Here is a 26,079-nt window from a genome sequence, read left to right as displayed (position 1 = left end):
CGCAGCCGCGCAACCGTGTGGCGCTCAAGGTCAATATCAATGAAGGCACCGTAGCTGGGCTGACCAGATCGTCATGGGGCCACAGGGCCTTGGGCGCGCAGATGCGCACGTCCATGCCGAGCTTGGCGCCCACCAGCAGCAGCGAGTTGCCCATGTTGTTGCGGGCGTCGCCCAGGTAGGCGTAGCTGATGTCGTGGATCGGCTTGTCGGCGTGCTCGCGCATGGTCAGCACGTCGGCGATCATCTGGGTCGGGTGGTATTCGTCGGTCAGGCCGTTGAACACCGGCACCCCGGCGAACTTCGCCAGTTCCTCGACGATTTCCTGCTTGAAGCCGCGGTACTCGATGGCGTCGTACATGCGCCCCAGGACCCGGGCGGTGTCCTTCATGCTTTCCTTGTGGCCGATCTGCGACGAGTTCGGGTCGATGTAGGTGACGTTGGCGCCCTGGTCATAGGCGGCGACTTCGAAGGCGCAGCGGGTACGGGTCGAGGTCTTCTCGAAGATCAGCGCGATGTTGTTGCCTTTGAGGTGCTGCTGCTCGGTGCCGGTGTATTTGGCGCGTTTCAGGTCGCGGGACAGGTCGAGCAGGTAACGCAGCTCCCGTGGAGTGTGGTGTTCCAGGCTCAGCAGGTTACGGTTGTGGATATTGAAAGCCATGATGGATCTCCTTTGATTTCGGTCGTCCACTTGCCGGGGCCCTTTGTGGGGGCAACGGCAAGCTGCTGTATTCGAATGAGGGCGCTTAGTAGTCGATCGGATCGCGCACGATCGGGCAGGTCATGCAGTGGCCGCCGCCACGGCCACGGCCGAGTTCGCCGGCGCTGATGGTGATCACTTCCACGCCAGCCTTGCGCAGCAGGGTGTTGGTGTAGGTGTTGCGGTCGTAGCCGATGACCACACCGGGCTCCAGGGCCACCACGTTATTGCCGTCGTCCCACTGTTCGCGTTCGGCGGCGAAGCTGTTGCCGCCGGTTTCCACCACGCGCAGTTGCTTGAGGTTCAGGGACTCGGCCACCACCTCGATGAACGACTTGTTCTCCCGTCGCACGTCCATGCCGTACGGCTTGCTGCTGTCGGGGCGGATGACGAACGGCACGATTTCCTTGACCACTTCCGGGAAGACCGTGACCAGGTCGCGGTCGCAGAAGCTGAACACGGTGTCCAGGTGCATCGCCGCCCGGGATTTCGGCAGGCCGGCCACCACCACTTTCTCCACCGCGCCCTTGGCGAACAAGGACTGCGCCAGCTGGCCGATGGCCTGGCGCGAGGAGCGCTCGCCCATGCCGATCAGCACCACGCCGTTGCCGATCGGCATCACGTCGCCGCCCTCGAGGGTGGCCTGGCCGTGATCCTTGTCCGGGTCGCCGTACCAGACTTCGAAGTCGGCGTTGGTGAACTCGGGGTGGAATTTGTAGATGGCGTTGGCCAGCAGGGTTTCCTGGCGACGGGCCGGCCAGTACATCGGGTTGAGCGTCACGCCGCCGTAGATCCAGCAGGTGGTGTCACGGGTGAACTGGGTGTTGGGCAGCGGCGGCAGCAGGAAGCTGGAGTGGCCCAGGTAGTCGCGGTACATCTTGATCACGCTGGCGCCTTCGCTTTCCGGCAGGTCCTCGCCGGCCACGCCACCGATCAGGAACTCGGCCAGCTTGCGCGGCTCCAGGCCTTCGAGCCAGCTGCGCACTTCGTTGGTCAGGCCGACACCGACGGTGTCGGGGGTGATCTTGCGATCCAGGATCCATTTCAGGGCTTCGGGGTTCTGGATCGTATCGGTCAGCAGGTTGTGCATTTCCAGGACTTCGACGCCACGCTCGCGCATCTTGGTGACGAAGTCGAAATGATCGCGCTTGGCCTGGTTGACCCAGATCACATCGTCGAACAGCAGCTCGTCGCAGTTGTTCGGGGTCAGCCGCTGATGGGCCAGGCCTGGGGAACAAACCATGACTTTGCGCAGTTTGCCGGCTTCGGAATGGACGCCGTACTTAACTTTTCCCGTGGTCATTACAGTGATCCTCCAGAGGTAAAAACAATAGTGCTGTTACAGGGTCAGGAAGCCGGTGTAGAGCCCATAGGCGGCCACCAGGGCGCCTATGACCACTGCGGCGAAAATCAGCTTCTCGACGTTGGTGAAAACCGGTTTGCCCAACTCCAGCTTGGCCTTGGCGAACAGGATCGCGCCGGGGGCATAGAGCAGGGCGGAAAGCAGCAGGTACTTGACCCCGCCGGCGTACAGCAGCCAGATCGCGTAGAGCAGGGCGATGCCACCGATGAACAGGTCTTTCTTGCGTTCGGCCAGGGCCGTTTCGTAGGTTTCGCCGCGCACTGCCAGCAGCACGGCATAGGCCGCCGACCACAGGTAGGGCACCAGGATCATCGAGGTGGCGAGGTAGATCAGCGACAGGTAGGTACTGGCCGAGAACAGGGTGATGACCAGGAAGATCTGCACCATGACGTTGGTCAGCCACAGGGCGTTGACCGGCACGTGGTTGGCGTTTTCCTTGCGCAGGAACTCCGGCATGGTGTGGTCCTTGGCCGCGGCGAACATGATCTCCGCGCACAGCAGCACCCACGACAGCAGCGCCCCCAACAGCGAGATGATCAGGCCGACGCTGATCAGCACCGCGCCCCAGTGGCCGACCACATGTTCCAGTACCGCGGCCATGGACGGGTTCTGCAGTTTCGCCAGTTCCGGCTGGGTCATGATGCCCAGGGACAGCACGTTCACCAGCACCAGGAACAGCAGCACGGTGATGAAGCCGATCACGGTGGCCTTGCCCACGTCCGAGCGTTTTTCCGCGCGGGAGGAGAAGATGCTCGCGCCCTCGATACCGATGAACACCCAGACGGTGACCAGCATCATCTTGCGCACCTGGTTCATTACGCTGCCCAGGTCCGGGTTCTTCACGCCCCAGATGTCTGCGGTGAAGATGTCCAGCTTGAAGGCGAACAGGGCGATCAGCACGAACAGCAGCAGCGGCACCACCTTGGCGACCGTGGTGATCAGGTTGATGAAGGCGGCTTCCTTGATCCCGCGCAGCACCAGGAAGTGCACGGCCCACAGCAGCACCGAGGCGCCGATCACCGCGGCAGGAGTATTCCCCTCCCCAAATAGCGGGAAGAAGTAGCCCAGGGTGCTGAACAAGAGTACGAAGTACCCCACGTTGCCCAGCCAGGCGCTGATCCAGTAGCCCCAGGCGGAGGAGAACCCCATGTAGTCGCCGAAACCGGCCTTGGCGTAGGCGTAGACGCCGCCGTCCAGGTCGGGTTTGCGGTTGGCCAGGGTCTGGAACACGAAAGCCAGTGTCAACATACCGACGGCCGTAATGGCCCAACCAATAAGAACAGCGCCTACATCGGCACTGGCGGCCATGTTCTGTGGCAACGAAAAGATCCCGCCGCCAATCATCGAGCCGACTACCAAAGCGACTAGCGCACCCAGTCTTAGTTTTCCGGGAGTGTCAGACATTGCGTGACTCCATTGCAGGAGAAGAGAGATGTCAGAGTAAATCCGCGCGTCATACGAACAGCTGACTTAGATCAGGTCATCGCTACATTCCATTGTGAATGAACGACTTAAACAGTCTTCGCGACAGTCTGTACTAGGTCTGGAAGTGCCATTGCGGAAGGCCTGGAAGGCTGGGGGGACAGGGCTTCTCATTGATGCCAGATTGAACCTAGTCCGCTTTCGAGAATGCGCAACTAGTAAAAAAGTTATAAGGGAACTGTCCGGTTGATGGCATTCAGCCTTTATGCAAAATAAAAGTCTCCACTATTCAATATGTTCTGATCGGCGTCATATTGATGAGGCCGCAAAAGATGAATAATTGACAATTTTAGTCCGTCGCCAGCCTGTGGAAGTTGTTTACTTGCATATAGTTTGGTTGTCGGACAAATGGACCGGATGCAGAGGTAGGCATGCCACAAACCACACAAAAATTGCGGCTCGGCGCCCTGGTCGCCCTGGTGGTGGGGTCGATGATCGGCGGCGGGATCTTTTCGTTGCCGCAGAACATGGCGGCCCGCGCCGACGCTGGGGCAATCCTGATCGGTTGGGCGATCACCGCGGTGGGCATGCTGACCCTGGCCTTCGTGTTCCAGACCCTGGCCAACCGCAAGCCCGAGCTGGACTCGGGGGTGTACGCCTACGCCAAGGCCGGGTTCGGCGACTACATGGGGTTCTCCTCCGCCTGGGGCTACTGGATCAGCGCCTGGCTGGGCAACGTCGGCTACTTCGTGCTGCTGTTCAGCACCCTGGGCTATTTCTTCCCGGTGTTTGGCCAGGGCAACACCCCGGTGGCCATCGCCTGCGCCTCGGTGCTGCTGTGGGCCGTGCACTTCCTGGTGTTGCGCGGGATCAAGGAAGCCGCCTTCATCAACCTGATCACCACGGTGGCCAAGATCGTGCCGCTGGTGATGTTCATCGCGATTGCCGCGGTGGCGTTCAAGGCCGATATCTTCACCCGCGATATCTGGGGCCACAGCAACCCGAACTTCGGCGGCGTGCTGGACCAGGTGCGCAACATGATGCTGGTCACGGTCTTCGTGTTCATCGGTATCGAAGGCGCCAGCGTCTACTCGGCCCGGGCCGAAAAACGCACGGACGTCGGCCGGGCCACGGTGATCGGCTTCATCGGCGTGCTGGCCCTGCTGGTGCTGGTGAACGTGCTGTCCCTGGGGATCATGAGCCAACCGGAACTGGCGACCTTGCAGAACCCGTCGCTGGCGGCGGTGCTGGAGCGCATCGTCGGGCCCTGGGGCGCGTTGCTGATCAGCGTCGGCCTGGCGGTGTCCCTGCTCGGGGCCTTGCTGTCGTGGGCGCTGCTGTGTGCCGAGATCCTGTTCGCCACGGCCCGCGACAAGACCATGCCGGCCTTCCTGAAAAAGGAAAACGCCAACCACGTGCCGGTCAACGCCCTGTGGCTGACCAACAGCATGATCCAGGTGTTCCTGCTGATTACCCTGTTCTCCGCCGGGACCTACACCAGCCTGATCTACCTGGCGTCGTCGATGATCCTGGTGCCCTACCTGTGGTCGGCGGCCTACGCGGTGTTGCTCAGCGGCCGCGGCGAGACCTATGAGCACGCTTCGGCCGAACGCATGAAAGACTTGCTGATCGGTGGGGTCGCCCTGTGCTACGCGATCTGGCTGCTGTACGCCGGCGGGGTCAAGTACCTGTTGCTCTCGGCGCTGCTCTACGCCCCCGGGGTGATCCTGTTCGCCAAGGCCAAGCACGAGCAGGGCGAGCCGTTGTTCACGGGTGTCGAGAAGGGCATTTTCAGCTGTGTGGTCATGGGGGCCATGCTGGCCGCCTATGGCTTGTACAGCGGGGTGTTGTCGTTGTGAGGCTGGTCTACCGTCCGCCTTACGACTGGCCGGCGATGCTGGCCTTTCTCCAGGCGCGGGCCATCGACGGGCTGGAGCGGGTCAGCGGCGAACGCTACTGGCGCAGCATCAGCCTCGATGGCGTGCACGGCTGGTTCAGCGTGGGCCCGGGGGAGGCCGAGGCGCTGGCGCCGTCCCTGGATCTGCAGCTGCACTTTCCCGAGCCGCACGCCCACCCCCGGATCGTCGCGCGCATTCGCCGCCTGCTGGACCTGGACACCGACCTTGCGCCCATTCACCGGCACCTCTCCAACGATCCGCTGATGGCGCGTTTGATCGCCGTGCGCCCGGGGTTGCGCGTGCCTGGGGCCTGGGACGGTTTCGAGCTGGCGGTACGCGCGGTGCTGGGGCAGCAGATCACGGTGACGGCGGCCATCCGCCTGGCGGGCAAGCTGGTGGCGCGGTATGGCCAGCCGTTGTGTGACGTGGGCGTGCCCGAGGGGCTGAGCCATGTGTTTCCCGAGCCGGCGCGGATGGCCGGCGCCGACCTGGCGAGCCTGGGCATGCCGCGCAGCCGCGGGCGAACCCTGTCCGGCGTGGCCCAGGCGGTCCTCGACGACCCGCAGCTGTTTGCGCCCAAGGCCAGTCTCGAGCACAGCCTGTCGGCCTTGCTGGCGTTGTGGGGCGTCGGCGACTGGACCGCGCACTACGTGGCCCTGCGGCAGTTCCGCGAGGCGGATGCGTTTCCGGCGGCGGACGTGGGCCTGATCAATGCCCTGACAGCGCTCGAAGGCGGGCCGGTCACCCCTAGCCAACTGCTGGCCCGCGCCGAAGCCTGGCGCCCCTGGCGCGGCTATGCGGCGCAGCATCTGTGGACGGCTCTGTAATCCCGTAACCCCATAACCCCTGTACCCCCGCGATCCTGTAGCCGCTGCCGAGCGTCAGCGAGGCTGCGATCGGCCGCGAAGCGGTCGCAAATCAGGCCACGCATTACGTCATTCATACCGCATGGGCAGGCTTGGCGAGGACTGCGTCCTCGATCGCAGCCTCGCTGACGCTCGGCAGCGGCTACAGGGCTACGGGGTTACAGCCGCGCTTACCATTGCGGGCGATGGGCGCCCAGGTCGCTGGCGGGGTGGTCCCATTGCAGCGGTGTGCCGCTGATCTGCAAGGGCACCCGCAGGCGATGGGCCGGGCCCCAGGATGTCTGCTCCACCAATAATCCCTGATCGTTCTGGTCTTCGGCGCGTAAGGCGTCTTCGGCATGGCCCTGGGAATGCTCGATCAACAGCTTCGCCGTGCGCGCCAGCGACAGCCGGGCGCTGCCGACGGCCCCGGTTTTCAGGCGTTCGGTCAGGGCACGGATCGCCGCGGCGGCCATCAGGTAGCCGGTGGCATGGTCCAGGGCCTGTACCGGCAGTGGCAGCGGTTTATCGGCCTGCTGCCAGCGCTGGCCGGCCTCGGCGATGCCGCAGCTCATCTGCACCAGGCTGTCGAAGCCGCGGCGGTTCTGCCACGGGCCGCTCCAGCCATAAGCATTGAGGCTCACATCGATCAGCGCCGGGGCGATGCGCTGGCGCTCGGCCGCCCCGTAACCGAGACGCTCCAGGGCATCGGCGCGATAGCCGTGCAGGAGCAGGTCGGCGTCGCCCAGCAGGTTTTCGAATACCTGGCGGTCGGCGGTGTCGTGCAGGTCCAGCCGGGCGCAGCGCTTGCCCAGGGTGACCTCCGGGACCACGCCGGGCTCGTTCCAGTCCGGCGGGTCGATACGCAGCACCTCGGCCCCCAGCCCGGCGAGAAAGCGGCTGGCGATGGGGCCGGCCAGCACCCGGGTCAGGTCCAGCACCTTGATCCCGGCCAGGGGCCGGGCTTGCGAACCACGCCAGGGTTGCGCGGCGCCTACGCTGTGCGCCAGCCAGTGCACCAGCGGTTCGGCATTCACCGCCTGCCCCTGGGGGTGAGCCTGCCAGTCGTTCCAGCTGCGCATTTGCGCGGCGCAACCGCCGGCCGCGACCACCGCCTGTTCCAGGTCGTGCTTGTTCCATTGCGCGACCCGGGCGGCCATGGCCGGACGATCCGCGACCGGGCCGAGCACCTGTTCGGCGGCACGGCGATGATGGGGCGCGTTGGTGTGCAGGCGAATCCAGCCGTCCTGGGTGGCGTAGTCGCCGGCGACCGGGTCCCACAGCGGCGGCACGCTCCAGCCGAGCGGGCGCAGGGAGGTGGCGAACCAGAAGGAGGCGAGGCGCCGGTCGACGCTCAGGGCGGGCAGGCGCCCGGTCCGGTCGTGTAGCAGTTCGGCCGTTGCCTGGCCGGCCGCGGCGATGCTGGCGCTGGCCAGTTCGGTCACGGCAAAGGCCGAGGGCAGGGCGCCGCTCGAGGTCAAGGCAATCGGGGTTCGGGGTAAGCCAAGCGCGGCTTGAACAGACGACAGTAGATCGGTCATTGCAGGCCCTCCGCTAGAGAGGGGGCAGCATAGAGCAAAAGCGTGAAGCGCCGCAGCACGGAGCAGGGCTACCTGTAGGAGCGAAGCTTGCTCGCGAAAGAACGCCAACGATAACGCGGTGCCTGGGGAACCGCCGCTGCACGGCTATCGCGAGCAAGCTTCGCTCCTACAAAGAGGGGGTCAGACGCGGAACTGATCCATCAGCTTCATCTGCTGGGTGGTCAGGGCGTTGAGCTGGCTGCTGACCTGGGCCGATTCGGTGGCCTGTTCGGTGAGGGATTCGGTCACGCTGCGGATTGCCGAGACATTGCGGTTGACCTCTTCGGCCACCGCGCTCTGCTGTTCCGCGGCGCTGGCGATCTGCAGGTTCATGTCGCTGATCACCGTGACCGCGTCGCTGATCCGGCCCAGGGCCTGCACCGCCTGCTGGATCTGCCCGGCGTTGCTCTGGGCCTGGGCCTGGCTCGAATGCATGGTCGCCACCACGCCCCGGGTGCCGCTCTGGATGCGTTCGATCACCAGGCGGATTTCCTCCACCGAATCCTGGGTGCGCTTGGCCAGGTTGCGCACCTCGTCGGCGACCACCGCGAAGCCGCGGCCGCTTTCCCCGGCCCGCGCCGCCTCGATGGCCGCGTTCAGGGCCAGCAGGTTGGTCTGCTCGGCGATGCTGCGGATCACTTCCAGCACCGAGCCGATCTGCTCGCTGTTGACCGCCAGGGCTTCCACCTCGAGCACCGCCTTGCTGACTTCCTCGGCCAGGGTGCCGATGTCGCGGGTGCTGCGCTCGATGATGCTCAGGCCGTCTCTGGCCGACTGGTCGGCGCCACGGGCGGCATTGGCGGCGTTGGAGGCACTGTTGGCGACGTCGTGGGCCGTGGCGCTCATTTCGTTGGAGGCGGTGGCCACCTGGTCGATCTCGCGGAACTGCACCTGCATGCCTTCGCTGGTCTGGCGGGCGATCTCCGAGGACTGGTCGGCGGTGCCGCGGGCGTCGCTGATGCTCTGCTTGATCTGGGCGATGGTCGGTTGCAGCTTGTCGAGGAAGCGGTTGAACCAGCCCACCAACTTGCCCAGTTCGTCTTTCTTGGCGTAGTTCAGGCGCTGGGTCAGGTCGCCGTCGCCGCTGGCGATTTCCTTGAGCATCTGCGCGACGCTGTTGATCGGCCGGGTCACGCCGGAGGCGGTCAGCCAGATCAGCAGCAGGCCGAGCACGCCGGCGACTGCCGCCACCAGCAGGGATATCAGGGTGCCCTGGGTCTGGGACTCGTCGAGCACGGCCTGCAGCTTCACCGAGTCGGCCAGCAGCACCTGCTCCGGCAGGTCGATCACCACGCCCCAGGGGCGGGCGCCGGGGATCGGGCTGACCGGGTACACCGCGCGGATCAGGTCGCCCTGCTTGAGGATTTTCGGCGCAGTGCCGCCCAGGGTTTGCAGGACATCCTTGCCGTCGGCGCCCAGGGTCTCGGCGATGCCCTTGCCGACCTTGGCCGCATCGTTGCTGTAGGCGGCGAGGACCCCGCTGCCGGCAACGATCAGCATGTGCCCGGCACCGTCGAACAGCCCGCGCTGGGAGTCGACGGCCGCGGCTTGCAGGGCATCCAGGGCGATGTCCACGCCGACCACGCCTATGACCTTGCCCTCGACGATCAGCGGCAGGGAAATGGTGGTCATCAGCATCAGCTTGCCGCCCACGGTGTCGGCATACGGCTCCAGCAGGCAGCTGCGCTTGTTGTCGCGCGGGCAGGTGTACCAGCTGTTGTAGGGGGTGCCGCTGAGGCTCAGGGTGGTCTTGTTCATGTCTTCTTCGACCATCACCGTGTTCAGCCCGGTGCCACCGGCGCGGCTCCAGTAACTGGCGAAGCGTCCGGCTTCGTTGGAGACCCGTGCGGCGTCGTTGGCGAATTCGCTGTCCTTGCCGTCGAGGGCGTTGGGTTCATAGGCGAGCCAGACGCCCAGCACCTGGGTGTTGCGCTCGAAGGCGGTCTTCAGGCTGTGGTTGAGTTCTTCGCGCAGGGCCTGGGCGTCCAGCCCGCGCTTGCCGGCCATGGCCCGCAGGTCGCTGACCTGGTCGGCCAGGGCGGTGATCACCAGCAGGCTCTCGCCAAAGGTTTTCTGCACCCGCACCGCCTGCTCGGCGGCCCGGGCCTGCAGCAGGTTCTGCACGCTGTCGGTGAGCATCCGCGAGCTGGAACTGCTGACCAGCTGATCGTTCTGGTTGGTCTGGTAGATGTTCATCCCGACGATCAGGCCCACCACGCCGAGCAGGCACAGTCCGGACAACAGCACGATTTTCAGGCGAATGGACAGAGAGTCGAACATAAGGCGATCTCGCGAATGGACAGGTGATGGGCGGTGAGTCGAGTGACTCCAGTCGCCAAATCCATTCAGCGCCATGCCCGAAACATCGGCTTGGGTAGGATTTGTCTGAATAAAAGCCGACGAGCGGTCACATGTTTGACATACACGGGAGAACGCCGGTCAGCGGGCCCCGTGAACGGGAGGCGAGGGCGATTGCGCTCAGGAGGCCTGGGCCAGAGCCTCCGGGCGCGACCAGATCCACAGGTTGCCCAGGCCCATCCCGGCCAATGCCAGGTACAGGGTCCAGTGATGGTTGAGCAGGCTCAGCATCAGGCCAGCGCACAGCAGCATGCTGACGGTGGCGCTGATCTTGGCCCGGCGGCTGACGATCCGGCCGTTGCGCCAGTTGCTCAGGATGGGGCCGAACAGGCGGTGGTTTTCCATCCAGGCGCTCAGGCGCGGCGAGCTTTTGGTCGCGGCCCAGGCGGCCAGGAGCACGAACTCGGTGGTGGGCAGGCCGGGGATGACGATGGCGATCAGGCCGATGGCCAGGCTGACGTAGGCCAGGCAAGCGAAGAACAGGCGGGAAGCTTTGGACGGGGATCGGGTCTTGCCGGTCATGGGTTCGCTGATGAGGTGACGAGCATAGGGGCAGTCTGCAACGGTTATCGGCCAGCCCGCGCCTTAGAGAGGCGGGCTGGCTCGCGCACTATATCAGGCCAGTTCGGGGGCCGTGGCGTAGGCCTGTTCCAGCAGCACGGTAAACCGGGTGAAGGCATCCAGCGCGCCTTTTTCCGCGGCGGCTTCTTCTTCGGCGCTCAGTTGCAGGCCGTCGAGGATGCGGGTGAAGGTTTTCCAGCCCTCGGCGCGACCGCCGGCCGGTTCGCCCAGGTGCCGGGCGCCGAAGGTTTCACTGAGGCCCAGGCCCACCGCGCGCTTGATCAGGAACGCCGCGCCGAGCTTGGAGCCTTCGGAGACGAACAGCCAGCCCAGGGCTTCGGCCTTGCTCGGGTTGTGCAACGCGCCCGCTACCGGGGCCGGGACTTCGGTGTCCAGGTCCGCCAGGTCGGCCTTGGCTGCCTCGGCGCGGCAGCGCTGGGCCAGGTCCGGGACGATGGCGATCAGCGCCGGGTCGTTGTACAGCGCCACCAGTTCGGACTGGAACAGGTACTGGGCGACGACGAAGCGGGCGAAGCTGCTGGCGCTCTCAAAGGGCGCATGGGCCTTGACCAGGGCGTCGAGCTTGGCATGGGGTTCGTGGGTGATCTGGTTCAGGCGCTGGGAGCGCAGGCTCGGACGCTGGGTGGAATCGGGGGCAGTCATGACGATGTCCTTGAAGAATGAAAATGAGATGCAGTTGCTAACTAGACGAACAAGAAGACGCGGCACAGTAAAAAAACCTCACTGCGCCCCATCGAAAAGCGCAGTGAGGGGGCACGGGCTCAGATGTCCCAGATCAGGTTGACCGCGAAGTTGCGGCCCGGCTGGGTCAGGCGGTCGAGGTTGGCCGGGCTGAGGACGGCGGCCTCGCCGACGCTGTCGTAGCCGCGCACGTCGTCCCACAGCCAGTACTTCTTGTCGGTCAGGTTGTAGACGCCGGCGCTGACGGTGACGTCGTCGGTGACCTTGTAGAAACCGGTCAGGTCGAGCACGCCGTAGCCCGGGGTCTTGAACTGGCCGCTGGTGCCATCCGGGGTCTTGAAGCTGCTGCTGTCGACGCGGTCCTTCTTTTTCACCAGGGTCCAGCTGAGCAGGGCGCCGTAGTGGTCCTGGTCGTAGCCCAGACCGAACACGCCGGTCAGCGGGTTGACCGCGTTCAATGGCTCGCCGGTGTCGTTGTTGCGACCGTAGGCGTAGGCCACCGAGCCCTGGGTGTAGAGGCCCTGGGGGGCGCCGAGGGCGTCCAGGTTCAAGCGGCCTTTGACTTCCACGCCCTTGATGGTGGCGTGCTTGATGTTGTTGCTCTGGAACGTCAGTTCGTCGTAGCCCGGTTTCACCGCGTCTTCGTTGATGAAATCGCGGTACTTGTTATAGAACACCGCCACGTCGAAGTTGCCAGACTCGAAGTTGCCGCGCAGGCCGGTTTCATAGCTCTGGCTCTTCTCCGGTTCCAGGTTCGAGTTCGGGGCCACGCGGTAGCCGGTGGTGGTGTTCTCGAAGCGGCCGTACAGCGCCTTGGCGCTCGGGGTACGGAAGCCTTCGGCGTACTGGCCGTACCAGGTGTACTGGTCGCTCAGGGCGTAGGTCAGGCCGAACTTGGGCGAGACCCGGTGCCAGGTCTTGTTCTCGTCGCTCACCGAGCCCCGGCCGTCGGCGGACACGGTGTTGAGGAACTCCTGGGTCACGTGGGGCTTGAGCTGGGTGTAGTCGTAGCGCAGGCCCGGCAGGAAGGTCCAGCGGTTCCAGCTGATCTGGTCCTGGGCGAACAGGCTGTAGGTGTTGATGGTCGGGTCCGGGAAGTCGCTGGACTTCTTCAGCACGTCGGCCGGGCTGATGGCGCCGACCGCCGTGCAACCGCGGCCGACCGCCAGGCAGGTGCCGCTGCCGCTGCGCGAGCCGGTGACCTTCTCCTGCTTGACGGTGGCGCCGTAGGTCAGCAGGTGCTCGGTTTCGCCGAGGGCGAAGGCCTTGTCGGCCTGGGCGTCGAGTACCCACTGTTTCTCTTCGTAGAGGGTCTGGCGGCTGCGCATGACGTTGCGGACGAACGGGAAGTAGTTTTCCAGGGTGCTCTGGTCGGTCTTGGCGATCTGGTAGTTCAGGCTCCACTTGAGGTGGTCGGCCACCAGGCTATCGAGGGCGAAGCGGTTGTCCAGGCCGAAGCGCTCGCGGGTGATGGTGTCGTTGCCGGTGCGCGAGCGATACATGCCCTGCGGCCGGCCGGCGTCGAACGGGCCGCCCACGGCGCTTTTCTGGTTGGTGTCGCGGTCGTCCTTGTACTTCTCGTAGGTCAGGCCCAGGCGCGCGTCGTCGGCATAGTTCCAGCCGGCCTTGGCCAGCACGTTGGTGGTGCGCACGTCTTCCGGGTTGGCGGCGGTACGGTCCAGGCCGGTACCGTTGTGGCTGCCGTAGGACTCGGTTTCGTGGCCGTCGCGCTGGCTGAAGTGCAGCAGGCCGTCGAATTCGCCGCTGCGCCCGGCCAGGGTGGCGGACTTCAGCCAGCTGTCGTCCGCCGAGCTGTAGCCGGTCTTGAGACGGGCGCCGACGTCCTGGCCGGGCTTGATGATGTCGTCCGGGTCCAGGGTGAAGTAGCTGACCGCGCCGCCGATGGCGTTGCTGCCGTACAGCACCGACGCCGGGCCGCGGAGGATTTCCACGCGCTTGACGATTTCCGGGTCGACGTAGTTGCGCTGGGTCTTGGCGTAGGGGCCGTTGAAGAAGCCGTTGGGAATCTCGACGCCGTCGACCTGGGTCAGGATGCGGTCGCCGTCGATGCCGCGGATGTTGTAGCCGCTGATGCCGCCGCGCTGGCCGGCGCCGCCGACCGAAACCCCCGGTTCGTAACGCACCAGTTGCTTGATGGTGTTGACGTTGTTGCGGTCCAGGTCCTGGCGGTCATGCACGGTCACGGTGCTCGGCACGCTGTTGATGTCCTGCTCCTGGCGCGTGGCGCTGATGGTCACCTGTTGCAGGTTCAGGGCGCCGCCGCTGGCGCGTTTTTCCAGGACGATATTGTTGCTGCCCAGCTTGCGGTAGCTCAGGTTGGTGCCCATCAGCAGGCGCTCCAGGGCTTTTTCCGGCGGCAGCGAACCGTGCACGCCCGGGGAGGCGATACCTTCGCCCAATTCGGCCGGCAGGCCGACCTGCCAGCCGGTGACGGCGGTAAAGGCGTTCAGCGCCGATACCAGCGGCTGCTGGTCGATGGCGAAGCGGTAGTCGCCCATGTTGTGCGCCGGCTGGGCCGGGGCGGTGGCGGCCATGACCGGCGCGGCCTGGGCTCCAGCCAGCAGGATGGCGGCGGTCAGCAGGGACAGGGTGCAGTGCTGCCGGCGGGCCTGGCGAGGGGAAACAGAGGACCGGCTGTTGAGGCGAGAGGACATCGATAGCGCTCCGTGTCGCACGAATCTTTATAGGTGCTGATTCGTATTTTTAATGCGAATCAATTGCATTGGCTATAACGAGACGAACGACCGTGGGCGATCGCGTAAAAATAAATGCGTCAGCCTTTGTACGAAAACTCGGCGAGCGAAGATCAGGCAAGGCAAAAACAGGCGAGGAACGGCCGGGGTCGCGCTCGACTGTAGGGGCCTACATGAGCATTCCGAGCCTGTTTTTAACGCAGCATGATCGAGCGCAGCCAGTTTTCGTGCAGAGGCTAGTTGAGAATCACCAGGGCGGGGAACTCTTGCAGGCGCGCCGAGGTGATGTGGGCCAGGGAGCGCACCACGTCCAGGGGCTGGTCGAGGCGGTAGTTGCCGGTGACGGCGACGTCGGCCAGGCGCTGGTTGTTGTTGACGATCCAGCCTGGGTAATAGCGGCCCAGTTCGGCCAGCACCTGGCTCAGCGGGCAGTTCTCGAACACCAGCCGGCCCTGGATCCAGGCCAGGTCCTTGTCGAGGTCGAGCCTGGCCGGGCGGTCGAAGCCGTTGGGGCCGATGCGGATGCTTTCGCCGGCCGACAGGCGCACCCGGGCGTCGTCGTGGGTGGCGCGCAGGTCGACATCGCCGCGTTGCACCCGGACCTGGGCCACGCCGTCCAGGTAGCGCACGGCGAAGGCGGTGTCGCGCACGCTGGCGCGCACCGGGCCGGCGTCCAGCTCCAGCGGCTGGCCGCGGCTGGCGGGAATCTCGAAGAAGGCTTCGCCCTGGTACAGGCGGGCCGTGCGCCGCTGCTCGTCGATGCGGCTGGAGAACGCCGAATTGGTGTTGAGCAGGACTTTCGAGCCGTCCTCCAGTTGCAGGCGCTGGCGCTCGCCAACCACCGTCAGGTGATCGGCCTGCAGGCGCAGGGGCAGGTTGCTGAAACTGAACAGGCCGAGGATCAGCACCGCCGCGGTGGCCAGCGGTCGCCAGTGCGGGCGCAGGCGCGCCAGCACGCCGCGCCTGGGCTTTTGCGCGCTCAGGCTTTGCGCGCAGCGGGCCACCTGCGGGCCGTTCCAGATGGCCTGGGCCTGGTCGAAGGCCTCGCTGTGCCGGGGCGAGGCGTTCAGCCACGCCTGAAACTGCCGGGTCTGCTCGGGGCTCGGGTTGTCCAGCAGGATCAGCCAGTCCAGGGCCTGGTCCATGGCCTGCTCGGCGGTGGGCTGCCCGTCCTGGGGAGTCGGCCGGGTGCTGTGGATGTCCGTCACGGGTGTTCCTCGGCTGTGTCTGGGCACGGCTGTTTTTTAGTAGGGGAGTGCAGGGCGATCAAGGGTAGCAAAGGGCCGCGGCCGACGCCTGCCCGGCTTGGCCTTCAGCGCCCGTTCAAGCGCTCGGCGACGCCAATGCAGATGGCCATGATCAGCTTCAGTTCCTTTTGCACGGTGCTCTGGGAAACGGCGAGCTTTTCGGCGATCTCCAGGTAGCTGTGGCCGTGCAGGCGGCTGAGGATGAAGATCTGCTGTTGGCGCGGGCTGAGTTGGGCCAGGCTCATGTTCAGGCGCTCCAGCAACTGTTCGGCGTGGGCGGCATCCTCGGCGCTGCTCAGGGGCGCGGCGACGTTTTCGACCACGTCCACCGGTACGTCCTCGAGCAGGGTGCGGGCCTGGATGCGTCGCGCGCGCAGGTGGTCCAGCGCCAGGTTGCGGGCGGTCTGGAAGACGAAGGGTTCAAGGTGTTCGACGGCGCGTTCGCTCAAGGCCCGTGTCACGCGCAGGTAGGTTTCCTGCAACAGGTCCTCGGCGGTGCTGGGGTTGTCGACCATCCGCTGCAGCGTGCGCAGCAGCGAAACGCGCTGGGCGAGAAAGACGTGATTGAAGTGCGATTGACTCACTGCGGGACCTGACTGATTTCGGCAGCAGATGATAATGCTTATCATCTGCGCCAAAGGTCAAGCCCCGGGTGAGTTATCGACGCCCGGCGAGGTAGGCCTGGTAGTCCGGAATCCGGTAGCGGTGGGCCTGGTCCATCAGCGGGCTGCCGAGCAGGTAGTCGGCGCTGCATTCGTTGCAGGCCACGGGGATATTCCACACCGCCGCGACCCGCAGCAGGGCCTTGATGTCTGGGTCGTGGGGCTGGGGCTCGAAGGGATCCCAGAAGAACACCAGCATGTCGACCCGCTGCTCGGCGATCCGCGCCCCGAGTTGCTGGTCGCCACCCAGGGGGCCGCTGATCATGCTTTCCACCGGCAGGCCCAGGCGCTGCTGCAGCAACTGGCCGGTGGTGCCGGTGGCCAGCAGGTCGTGCCGGGCGAGGGTGTCCTTCTGCCGTTCGGCCCAGTCCAGCAGGAAACTCTTGCAATGGTCGTGGGCCACCAGGGCGATACGCTTGCGCGCCGCCATGCTGGCCTGGGTGAAGCTGATACCGATCATCGGTGGCTGCTCCCGCATGAGTGAAATCTGCAGGAGCGGCCGAGGCTGCGATCTTTGCGCGCTTGAAGCTCCGGGTTGAAGTTCAAAAGATCGCAGCCTGCGGCCGCTCCCGCGTCGCTGGCCGCCGGTTTATTCGGCGTTGCACAGGGCCAGGCAGTTATCCAGCATGCGGTTGGAGAAGCCCCACTCGTTGTCGTACCAGGCCAGTACCTTGAGCAGCTTGCCGCCGCTGACCTTGGTGTGATTGGCGTCGAAGATCGACGACAGCGGGTTGTGGTTGAAGTCGCTGGAGACCAGCGGCAGGCTGTTGTAGCCGAGGATCTTCGAGTGCTGGCTGGCGCTCTTGAGCAGGGCGTTGACCTCCTCGCTGGTGGTGTTGCGCTTGAGCTGCACGGTCAGGTCCACCAGGGAGACGTTGATCACCGGCACCCGCACCGCCATGCCGGTCAGCTTGCCCGCCAGCTCCGGCAGTACCAGGCCCACGGCTTCGGCGGCGCCGGTCTTGCTCGGGATCATGTTCTGGGTGGCCGAACGGGCGCGGTACGGATCGCTGTGGTAGACGTCGGTCAGGTTCTGGTCGTTGGTGTAGGCGTGGATGGTGGTCATCAAACCGCTTTCGATGCCCAGCTCGCGGTTCAGCACCTGGGCCACCGGCGCCAGGCAGTTGGTGGTGCACGACGCATTGGAAATGATCTGGTGCGAGGCGCGCAGGATGTCGTGGTTGACCCCATACACCACGGTGGCGTCGGCGCCTTTGGCCGGGGCGGAAATGATCACTTTGCGCGCGCCGGCGGTGAGGTGGGCGGCGGCCTTGGCCCGGTCGGTGAACAGACCGGTGCATTCGAATACCACGTCGATCTTCTCGGCGGCCCAGGGCAGTTCGGCCGGGTTGCGGATGGCGCTGACGGCGATCCGGTCGCCGTTGACGGTCAGGCTTTCCTGATCGTGCTGCACCTCGGCGTCGAAGGTGCCGTGGACGGTGTCGTATTTGAGCAGGTGGGCATTGAGCGAGCTGTCACCCAGATCGTTGATGGCGACGATCTGCAGATCCTGACGATAGCCTTGGGTATACAGTGCGCGCAGGATGTTGCGGCCGATACGGCCAAAGCCATTGATTGCGATGCGTAGAGTCATTGGAAAAGCGCCTGCCGTGTTTTGTTGTTGGAATTACAAGATTATTCGCAAAAAAATAGAAAACAAGCCTTTTTGATGGCAGTATTTTGTTTTATCTACAACGAGTGACCTGAATCAACTGGTCCAAATGGTCAAGAAACCCTCTGCCATCCCCTGTGCGGCGGGCGTTTTGACCAGCATAGACAAACAGGTCGCCACTTCCGTTAGCCTGGAGTTCTACACATGCATCCCCGCGTTCTTGAGGTCACCGAACGGCTTGTCGCCCGTAGTCGCGCCACTCGCGAGGCCTACCTCGCCCTGATCCGCGGCGCCGCCAGCGATGGCCCGCAGCGGGGCAAGCTGCAGTGTGCGAACTTCGCCCACGGCGTCGCCGGCTGCGGTGCCGAAGACAAGCACAGCCTGCGCATGATGAATGCGGCCAACGTGGCGATTGTTTCGTCATATAACGACATGCTCTCGGCGCATCAGCCCTATGAGCACTTTCCCGAACTGATCAAGAAGGCCCTGCGGGAGATGGGTTCGGTCGGCCAGTTCGCCGGCGGCACTCCCGCCATGTGCGACGGCGTGACCCAGGGCGAGGCCGGCATGGAGCTGAGCCTGCCGAGCCGCGAGGTGATCGCCCTGTCCACCGCGGTGGCGCTGTCCCACAACATGTTCGACGCCGCGCTGATGCTCGGCATCTGCGACAAGATCGTCCCGGGCCTGATGATGGGCGCGCTGCGCTTCGGCCACCTGCCGACCCTCTTCGTGCCGGGTGGACCGATGCCGTCGGGCATTTCCAACAAGGAAAAGGCCGACGTGCGCCAGCGCTACGCCGAGGGCAAGGCGACCCGCGAAGAGCTGCTGGAATCGGAAATGAAGTCCTACCACAGCCCCGGCACCTGCACCTTCTACGGCACCGCCAACACCAACCAGCTGCTGATGGAGGTCATGGGCCTGCACTTGCCGGGCGCGTCCTTCGTCAACCCCTACACGCCGTTGCGCGATGCCCTGACCCATGAGGCGGCGCAGCAGGTCACCCGCCTGACCAAACAGAGCGGCAACTTCACGCCAATCGGCGAGATCGTCGACGAGCGTTCGCTGGTCAACTCCATCGTCGCCTTGCACGCCACCGGCGGCTCGACCAACCACACCCTGCACATGCCGGCCATCGCCCAGGCCGCGGGCATCCAGCTGACCTGGCAGGACATGGCCGACCTCTCCGAGGTGGTGCCGACCCTGTCCCACGTCTATCCGAACGGCAAGGCCGACATCAACCACTTCCAGGCCGCGGGCGGCATGGCGTTCCTGATCCGCGAACTGCTGGAAGCCGGGCTGCTCCACGAAGACGTCAACACCGTGGCCGGCCGTGGCCTGAGCCGCTACACCCAGGAGCCGTTCCTGGACAACGGCAAGCTGGTGTGGCGCGACGGCCCGACCGAAAGCCTCGACGAAAACATCCTGCGCCCGGTGGCCCGGGCGTTCTCCCCGGAAGGCGGGCTGCGGGTGATGGAAGGCAACCTCGGGCGCGGGGTGATGAAGGTGTCCGCGGTGGCCTTGCAGCATCAGATCGTCGAAGCCCCGGCGGTGGTGTTCCAGGACCAGCAGGACCTGGCCGACGCGTTCAAGGCCGGCGAGCTGGAGAAGGATTTCGTCGCGGTGATGCGCTTCCAGGGGCCGCGCTCCAACGGCATGCCGGAGCTGCACAAGATGACGCCGTTCCTCGGCGTGCTACAGGACCGCGGCTTCAAGGTCGCGCTGGTCACCGACGGGCGCATGTCCGGGGCCTCGGGCAAGATCCCGGCGGCGATCCACGTCAGCCCGGAAGCCCAGGTCGGCGGTGCGCTGGCCCGGGTGCGCGATGGCGACATCATTCGCGTGGATGGCGTAAAGGGCACGCTGGAGCTTAAGGTAGACGCCGCCGAATTCGCCGCCCGTGAACCGGCCCAGGGCCTGCTGGGCAACAACGTCGGCAGCGGTCGCGAATTGTTCGGTTTCATGCGCATGGCCTTCAGCTCGGCGGAGCAGGGTGCCAGCGCCTTTACCTCTGCCCTGGAGAACCTTAAGTGAAGTTAGCGCTGGTCGGTGACATTGGCGGAACCAATGCACGTTTTGCGTTGTGGAAAAACCAGCGCCTGGAATCGATCCAGGTCTTGGCGACGGCGGACCACGCCAGCCCGGAACAGGCCATAGGCGTCTACCTGGACGGGCTCGGCCTGGCGCCGGGGGCCATCGGCGCGGTGTGCCTGTCGGTGGCCGGCCCGGTGGGCGGCGACGAATTTCGTTTTACCAACAACCACTGGCGCCTGAGCCGCAAGGCCTTCTGCCAGACCCTGCAGGTGGACGAACTGCTGCTGGTCAATGACTTCTCGGCCATGGCCCTGGGCATGACCCGCCTGCAGCCGGGGGAGTTCCGGGTGGTCTGCGAAGGCAAGGCGGAGCCGCTGCGTCCGGCGGTGGTGATCGGCCCGGGCACCGGCCTGGGTGTCGGCACCTTGCTGGATTTGGGCGAAGGCCGCTGGACGGCCTTGCCGGGGGAGGGCGGGCATGTCGACCTGCCGCTGAGCAGCCCGCGGGAAACCCAGCTGTGGCAGCACCTCTACAGCGAGAGCGGTCACGTCAGCGCCGAGACGGTCCTCAGCGGCGGCGGCTTGCCGCGGCTGTACCGGGCGATCTGCGCGGTGGACGGCCACGAGCCGCTGCTCGAGACCCCGGAAGCCATCACCGCGGCCGGCCTGGCCGGCGACCCGGTGGCCCTGGAAGTGCTGGAGCAGTTCTGCTGCTGGCTGGGCCGGGTGGCGGGCAACAACGTGCTGACCACCGGCGGGCGCGGCGGCGTGTACATCGTCGGTGGGGTGATCCCGCGGTTCGCCGACTTTTTCGTCAAGAGCGGTTTCGCCCGTTGTTTTGCCGACAAGGGCTGCATGAGCGATTACTTCAAGGGCATCCCGGTGTGGCTGGTGACCGCGCCGTATTCCGGGCTGACCGGCGCCGGTGTGGCGCTGGAACAGGCGTTCGCCTGAAGCGGGGCTCTTTCTCTGTAGCCGCTGCCGAGCCTGCGAGGCTGCGATCGACCGCGAAGCGGGCGCGGGGATCTGAAGATCGCTGAAGGCCTTCGGCCTTATCGCAGCCTCGCGGGCTCGGCAGCGGCTACAGGGCTTTCGTATCAACGTTTTGCTGATCTGTAAGGCATAATTCGGCCCCATTCATAACAACAAAGGACGGCCCGCGTGAGTTCAGTCAGTAAGTCGATCTTGTTGGTTGATGACGATCAGGAAATCCGCGAGCTGCTGGAGACCTACCTCAGCCGCGCCGGCTTCCAGGTTCGTAGCACGCCCAATGGCGCCGGCTTTCGCCAGGCGCTGAACGAGGCGCCGAGCGACCTGGTGATTCTTGACGTGATGCTGCCGGACGAAGACGGCTTCAGCCTGTGCCGCTGGATTCGCCAGCACCCGCGGGTCGGCCAGGTGCCGATCATCATGCTCACCGCCAGTTCCGACGAAGCCGACCGGGTCATCGGCCTGGAGCTGGGCGCCGACGATTACCTGGGCAAACCCTTCAGCCCCCGGGAATTGCAGGCGCGGATCAAGGCCCTGTTGCGCCGTGCGCAATTCGGCCAGGAGCGCGCCGGCGGCGAGGTGCTGTGCTTCGACGAGTGGCGCCTGGACATGGTCAGCCACCGGTTGTTCCACAACGACGGCGAAGAGGTGATCCTCTCCGGCGCCGACTTCGCCCTGCTCAAGCTGTTCCTCGACCACCCCCAGGAAATCCTCGACCGCGACACCATCGGCAATGCCACCCGCGGGCGTGAACTGATGCCCCTGGACCGCATCGTCGACATGGCGGTCAGCCGCCTGCGCCAGCGTCTGCGCGACACCGAGAAGCCGCCGCGGCTGATCCGTACCGTGCGCGGCAGCGGCTATCAATTGGCAGCCACTGTGGTTGCCGGCAATGGCCACTGAGTTCTGGCGCAAACTGCTGGCCCGGGTACCGGTGCCGCGTTCGCTGCTGGGCCGGATGTTGCTGCTGACCCTGTTGGTGGTGCTGTTCGCCCAGGCCCTGTCCAGCGTGATCTGGGTGTCGCAGTTGCGCGCTTCCCAGCTCGAAGGCCTGGTCACCAGCGCTCGCAGCCTGGCCCATTCGATGACCGCCAGCGTCAGCTACTTCCGCTCGCTGCCGGTGGCCTACCGGCCGCTGGTGCTCGACCAGTTGCGCAGCATGGGCGGCACCCGCTTTGTGGTGACCCTCAACGACAAGCCGCTGGGCATGGAAGTGCTGCCCATCACCCCGCGCAAGCAGGCGGTGCTCAAGGCGGTGGAAGAGGTGCTGCGCCAGTCCCTGGGCAATGACACCTATATCTCGGTGACCTTCGTCAGTCCCGGCGACCTGCGGATTTTCAACGGTGGCCTGAAGCTCGACGAGCTGCCGCGTTCCTGGGCCCACTACGCCCTGACCCTGGAACCGGTGAACCCGCCGGTGCTGGTCACCCAGATCGAGATGGCGCCGGGGGAATGGCTGTACATCGCCTCGCTGCTGCCCGAGCCCTACACCAGCCTCGAAGAGCAGGGGCTGCCGGCGCAGCAGGTGTGGTTCATCGTACTCACCAGCGGTTTCCTGCTGCTGTTCATCGGCCTGCTGGTGCACTGGCAGAGCCGGCCGCTCAAGCGTCTGGCGCGGGCCGCCCGGGACATGTCCCTGGGCGCCGATGTGCAGCCGGTGGCCGAGGGCGGCGGCAGCGAAGTGGTGGAGGTCGGCCGCGCCTTCAATGCCATGCGCGAGCGCATCAGTCGCTATCTGACCGAGCGCAGCCAGCTGTTCAGCGCCATTTCCCACGATCTGCGCACGCCCATCACCCGCCTGCGGCTGCGGGTCGAGCTGCTGGAAGACGAGCAGATGCAAGCCAAGTTCGGCCGCGACCTGGATGAGCTGGAGTTGCTGGTCAAGGGCGCGCTGCAATGCGTCAAGGACACCGATATCCACGAGAACATCGAACCGGTGGACCTCAACCAGGTGCTCGACTGCCTGGTGGAGCCTTACCTGGGGCCCGACGGCAACGGCCGGGTGACCCAGCAGGGGCGGGCGCTGGCGCCGTATCCGGGCAAACCCCTGGCGCTCAAGCGCTGCATGGGCAACCTGATCGACAACGCGCTGAAGTACGGGCAGAACGCCCATCTGCACATCGACGACGATGCCAACGCGTTCATCCTGCATGTCGACGACGAAGGCCCCGGTGTGCCGGAGCAGCGTCTGGAGCAGGTGTTCGAGCCGCACTTCCGGCTGTCCGGCCAACAGCAGGGCTACGGCCTGGGCCTGGGCATCGCGCGCAACATCGCCCACAGCCACGGCGGCGAGGTCAGCCTGCAGAACCTGCGCGAAGGCGGCCTGCGCGTCACCCTGTACCTGCCCCGTCCCGCGGACTGAATGCCCTCACCTTGTAGGAGCGAGGCTTGCCCGCGATAGCCGCGCAGCGGCGCTCGTTCAACCACACCGTGTCATCGTTGACGTTTTTCGCGAGCAAGCTTCGCTCCTACAGAAGTCCGGTGTTTTGTCACGGGGCGGTGACATTTCCCGTGACCTTCGTTACCTGCCAGCGCGAACCCGTTGTTTAGACTCAAGGCCCTGATAAAAACAACAACAGGTCCGCCATGAACAGTATTCCCCTGGCGTTCAGCAGCTGGCTGAACGCCCCTGCCCACCATCGATGGCTGGCCGCCGAAGGCCAGCGCCTGCTGGAGTTCGCCTGCGCGGCGCAGCTGCCCGAGGGCTTCGGCGACCTGGACGAGCGCGGGCGCCTGCCGAGCGGCGCCCGGGCCGGCACCATGAACACCGCGCGCATGACCCACAGCTTCGCCATGGCCCATATCCAGGGCATTCCCGGTTACGCGGCGCTGGTGGACCACGGCATCGCCGCGCTCAACGGCGCGCTGCGCGACGGCGAGCACGGCGGCTGGTTCGCTGTCCCCGATCACTGCGACGGCAACAGCGGCAAGGCCGCGTACCTGCATGCCTTCGTCGCCCTGGCGGCCAGTTCCGCAGTGGTGGCCCGGCGCCCTGGCGCCGAGGCCTTGCTGGCGGAGGCGATCCGGGTCATCGACCGCTATTTCTGGAGCGAGGAGGAGGGCGCGATGCGCGAGTCCTTCAACCGCGACTGGAGCGCGGAAGAGGCTTATCGCGGCGCCAACAGCAACATGCACGCCACCGAGGCGTTCCTCGCCCTGGCCGACGTCACCCAGGACCCGCGCTGGCTCAACCGCGCCCTGCACATTGTCGAGCGGGTCATCCATCGGCATGCCGCCGCCGGCGATTACCGGGTGCTGGAGCATTTCGACCGGCAGTGGCAGCCGCTGCCGGACTACAACCGCGAGCATCCGGCCGACGGATTCCGCCCCTACGGCACCACCCCTGGCCACGCGTTCGAGTGGGCCCGCCTGCTGCTGCACCTGGAAGCCGCGCGCTGCCAGGCCGGAATGCTCACCCCCGGCTGGCTGCTGACGGACGCGCAGAAACTCTTCGACAACGCCTGCCGCGATGCCTGGGACGTCGATGGCGCGCCGGGCATCGTCTACACCCTGGATTGGGACCAGCGCCCCGTGGTGCGCCAGCGCCTGCACTGGACCCACGCCGAAGCCAGCGCGGCGGCCAGCGCCCTGCTGCAACGCACCGGCGATGTGCAGTACGAAACCTGGTATCGGCGCTTCTGGGAGTTCACCGCCGAGCATTTCATCGACCCGCTGCACGGCAGCTGGCACCACGAACTGGGCTGTGACAACCGGCCCAGCGCCGAGATCTGGGCCGGCAAGCCGGACCTGTACCACGCCTGGCAGGCGGTGCTGATTCCACGTTTGCCATTGGCGCCGAGCATGGCTTCAGCATTGGCGCAGGTGTCTAGACTGCAGGTTATGTAACCATGCGGTGACATTCGCGCGGCTGTTCGTTACCTGCGCGGGCCGGTCCCCTGTTTAGAATCCCATGCAGCGCAAGCTCCAGACTTGCATGCATAACAACAAGAAAGGTACATCTCAGATGAATGCGATTTCTCGTCTCGCTGCTGTCATTTCCGTTGCCTCGTTGTTCCCCCTCAGTGCATTCCCTCTCGTTTCCGTTGCCGCCGACGCCAAGGGCTCCGTGGAAGTCGTCCACTGGTGGACTTCCGGCGGCGAAAAGGCTGCGGTCGATGTGCTCAAGGCCCAAGTCGAAAAAGACGGTTTCACCTGGAAAGACGGCGCCGTCGCCGGCGGTGGCGGTGCCACGGCCATGACCGTGCTGAAAAGCCGCGCCGTGTCCGGCAACCCGCCCGGCGTCGCCCAGATCAAGGGCCCGGACATCCAGGAGTGGGGCAGCACCGGTCTGCTCAGCACCGATGCCCTGAAAGACGTGGCCCAGTCGGAAAACTGGGACGGCCTGCTGTCCAAGAAAGTCTCCGACACCGTGAAGTACGAAGGTGACTATGTCGCCGTGCCGGTGAACATCCACCGCGTCAACTGGCTGTGGATCAACCCGGACGTGTTCAAGAAGGCCGGGATCGACAAGGCCCCGACCACCCTCGAAGAATTCTATGCCGCCGGCGACAAGCTCAAGGCCGCCGGTTTCATCGCCCTGGCCCACGGCGGCCAGCCATGGCAGGACAGCACCGTGTTCGAAGACGTGGTGCTCTCGGTCATGGGCGCCGACGGCTACAAGAAAGCCCTGGTCGACCTGGACCAGAAAACCCTCGCCGGCCCGGAGATGACCAAGGCCTTCACCGAGCTGAAGAAAGTCACCGGCTACATGGACCCGAACCGCGCCGGGCGTGACTGGAACATCGCTGCGGCCGACGTCATCAACGGCAAGGCCGGCATGCAGATGATGGGCGACTGGGCCAAGAGCGAGTGGACCGCGGCGAAGAAAGTCGCCGGCAAGGATTACCAGTGCGTGGCCTTCCCGGGCACCGACAAAGCCTTCACCTACAACATCGACTCCCTGGCGGTGTTCAAGCTCAAGGCCGACCGCAAGGGCGACATCGCCGCGCAGCAGGACCTGGCCAAGGTCACCCTGGGCAAGGACTTCCAGAAGATCTTCAGCATCAACAAGGGCTCGATCCCGGTGCGCACCGACATGCTCAACGACATGGCCGCGCAGGGCTTCGACTCCTGTGCCCAGGCGGCGGCCAAGGACTTCCTGGCGGACGACAAGACCGGCGGCCTGCAGCCGAGCATGGCGCACAACATGGCTACCTCCCTGGCTGTGCAGGGCGCGATCTTCGACGTGGTGACCAACTTCATGAACGACAAGGACGCGGACCCGGCCAAGGCCAGTGCGCAGCTGGCATCGGCCGTCAAGGCCGCCCAGTAATCCCGCTGCCGCGGGTACCCCCGCGGCCGTTCCTGAAATGCTCCCCCTGTAGGAGCGAGGCTTGCCCGCGAAGGCGGTGCATCGGTCGACATCAATCCTGAATGTCAGCCTGCATTCGCAGGCAAG

Annotated in this window: 19 protein-coding genes and 1 pseudogene; 8 read left to right on the top strand and 12 right to left on the bottom strand. The window is 65.4% G+C overall.

What is annotated here, in order from left to right:
• From ACQKQA_RS07600 to arcD (ACQKQA_RS07590), 3 genes and pseudogenes are all read right to left on the bottom strand, one after another.
• A pseudogene (locus ACQKQA_RS07600) lies at positions 1 to 658 on the bottom strand (ornithine carbamoyltransferase); the annotation flags it as partial.
• Between the two features lie 85 nt (positions 659 to 743).
• The gene (gene arcA, locus ACQKQA_RS07595) at positions 744 to 2,000 is read right to left on the bottom strand and encodes an arginine deiminase (protein ID WP_427555096.1); all 1,257 of its coding nucleotides are present in this window, start codon (positions 1,998 to 2,000) and stop codon (positions 744 to 746) included.
• A 36-nt stretch (positions 2,001 to 2,036) separates the two neighbouring features.
• Positions 2,037 to 3,464, bottom strand: a complete 1,428-nt coding sequence (arcD, locus tag ACQKQA_RS07590; RefSeq protein ID WP_427555094.1) for an arginine-ornithine antiporter — start codon at positions 3,462 to 3,464, stop codon at positions 2,037 to 2,039.
• A gap of 449 nt (positions 3,465 to 3,913) precedes the next feature.
• Between arcD (ACQKQA_RS07590) and arcD (ACQKQA_RS07585) the strand changes: the two genes are divergently transcribed.
• Positions 3,914 to 5,341, top strand: a complete 1,428-nt coding sequence (arcD, locus tag ACQKQA_RS07585) for an arginine-ornithine antiporter (protein WP_427555092.1) — start codon at positions 3,914 to 3,916, stop codon at positions 5,339 to 5,341.
• On the top strand, positions 5,338 to 6,207 hold the full coding sequence (locus tag ACQKQA_RS07580; protein ID WP_427555090.1) for a DNA-3-methyladenine glycosylase family protein: 870 nt from the start codon (positions 5,338 to 5,340) through the stop codon (positions 6,205 to 6,207). Before arcD (ACQKQA_RS07585) ends, ACQKQA_RS07580 begins: the two co-directional genes overlap by 4 nt.
• Positions 6,208 to 6,416: 209 nt before the next feature.
• Here ACQKQA_RS07580 and ACQKQA_RS07575 read toward each other — a convergent pair whose 3' ends face one another.
• The 9 genes from ACQKQA_RS07575 to gap form a co-directional block, all read right to left on the bottom strand.
• On the bottom strand, positions 6,417 to 7,766 hold the full coding sequence (locus tag ACQKQA_RS07575; protein ID WP_427555088.1) for a CoA transferase: 1,350 nt from the start codon (positions 7,764 to 7,766) through the stop codon (positions 6,417 to 6,419).
• 180 nt (positions 7,767 to 7,946) lie between these two features.
• A complete protein-coding gene (locus ACQKQA_RS07570; RefSeq protein WP_427555086.1) occupies positions 7,947 to 10,085 on the bottom strand; it encodes a methyl-accepting chemotaxis protein in 2,139 nt (712 codons plus the stop codon).
• 198 nt (positions 10,086 to 10,283) lie between these two features.
• Positions 10,284 to 10,685, bottom strand: a complete 402-nt coding sequence (locus ACQKQA_RS07565; protein ID WP_427555084.1) for a YbaN family protein — start codon at positions 10,683 to 10,685, stop codon at positions 10,284 to 10,286.
• Positions 10,686 to 10,778: 93 nt separating this feature from the next.
• On the bottom strand, positions 10,779 to 11,387 hold the full coding sequence (locus tag ACQKQA_RS07560; protein ID WP_427555082.1) for a biliverdin-producing heme oxygenase: 609 nt from the start codon (positions 11,385 to 11,387) through the stop codon (positions 10,779 to 10,781).
• A 119-nt stretch (positions 11,388 to 11,506) separates the two neighbouring features.
• Entirely contained in the window at positions 11,507 to 14,101 is a 2,595-nt protein-coding gene (locus tag ACQKQA_RS07555) for a TonB-dependent receptor (RefSeq protein WP_427555080.1), read from the bottom strand.
• A gap of 275 nt (positions 14,102 to 14,376) precedes the next feature.
• Positions 14,377 to 15,348: a FecR family protein gene (locus tag ACQKQA_RS07550; RefSeq protein WP_427555078.1), complete on the bottom strand. Its 972-nt coding sequence runs from the start codon at positions 15,346 to 15,348 to the stop codon at positions 14,377 to 14,379.
• A 104-nt stretch (positions 15,349 to 15,452) separates the two neighbouring features.
• A complete protein-coding gene (locus ACQKQA_RS07545; protein ID WP_427555076.1) occupies positions 15,453 to 15,971 on the bottom strand; it encodes an RNA polymerase sigma factor in 519 nt (172 codons plus the stop codon).
• Positions 15,972 to 16,044: 73 nt separating this feature from the next.
• On the bottom strand, positions 16,045 to 16,509 hold the full coding sequence (locus tag ACQKQA_RS07540) for a methylglyoxal synthase (RefSeq protein WP_427555074.1): 465 nt from the start codon (positions 16,507 to 16,509) through the stop codon (positions 16,045 to 16,047).
• A gap of 129 nt (positions 16,510 to 16,638) precedes the next feature.
• Entirely contained in the window at positions 16,639 to 17,643 is a 1,005-nt protein-coding gene (gene gap / locus ACQKQA_RS07535) for a type I glyceraldehyde-3-phosphate dehydrogenase (protein WP_427555072.1), read from the bottom strand.
• A 222-nt stretch (positions 17,644 to 17,865) separates the two neighbouring features.
• Between gap and edd the strand changes: the two genes are divergently transcribed.
• The 6 genes from edd to ACQKQA_RS07505 all read left to right on the top strand — a co-directional run bounded on the left by edd (position 17,866) and on the right by ACQKQA_RS07505 (position 25,953).
• Complete coding sequence (gene edd / locus ACQKQA_RS07530; protein ID WP_427555070.1) at positions 17,866 to 19,692, top strand: phosphogluconate dehydratase; 1,827 nt, start codon at positions 17,866 to 17,868, stop codon at positions 19,690 to 19,692.
• Entirely contained in the window at positions 19,689 to 20,645 is a 957-nt protein-coding gene (locus ACQKQA_RS07525; RefSeq protein WP_427555068.1) for a glucokinase, read from the top strand. Before edd ends, ACQKQA_RS07525 begins: the two co-directional genes overlap by 4 nt.
• 207 nt (positions 20,646 to 20,852) lie before the next feature.
• Positions 20,853 to 21,584: a response regulator gene (locus tag ACQKQA_RS07520; RefSeq protein ID WP_427555066.1), complete on the top strand. Its 732-nt coding sequence runs from the start codon at positions 20,853 to 20,855 to the stop codon at positions 21,582 to 21,584.
• On the top strand, positions 21,574 to 23,043 hold the full coding sequence (locus tag ACQKQA_RS07515) for an ATP-binding protein (protein ID WP_427555064.1): 1,470 nt from the start codon (positions 21,574 to 21,576) through the stop codon (positions 23,041 to 23,043). The genes ACQKQA_RS07520 and ACQKQA_RS07515 overlap by 11 nt, the downstream gene beginning before the upstream one ends.
• Before the next feature lie 224 nt (positions 23,044 to 23,267).
• Entirely contained in the window at positions 23,268 to 24,527 is a 1,260-nt protein-coding gene (locus ACQKQA_RS07510) for an AGE family epimerase/isomerase (RefSeq protein WP_427555062.1), read from the top strand.
• 118 nt (positions 24,528 to 24,645) lie between these two features.
• The gene (locus tag ACQKQA_RS07505; protein WP_427555060.1) at positions 24,646 to 25,953 is read left to right on the top strand and encodes an ABC transporter substrate-binding protein; all 1,308 of its coding nucleotides are present in this window, start codon (positions 24,646 to 24,648) and stop codon (positions 25,951 to 25,953) included.
• Positions 25,954 to 26,079: the final 126 nt, after the last annotated feature.

The sequence above is a fragment of the Pseudomonas sp. NPDC089530 genome, assembly GCF_050280705.1.
GTDB lineage: Bacteria > Pseudomonadota > Gammaproteobacteria > Pseudomonadales > Pseudomonadaceae > Aquipseudomonas.
This window is presented reverse-complemented; position numbering and strand designations above follow the sequence as displayed.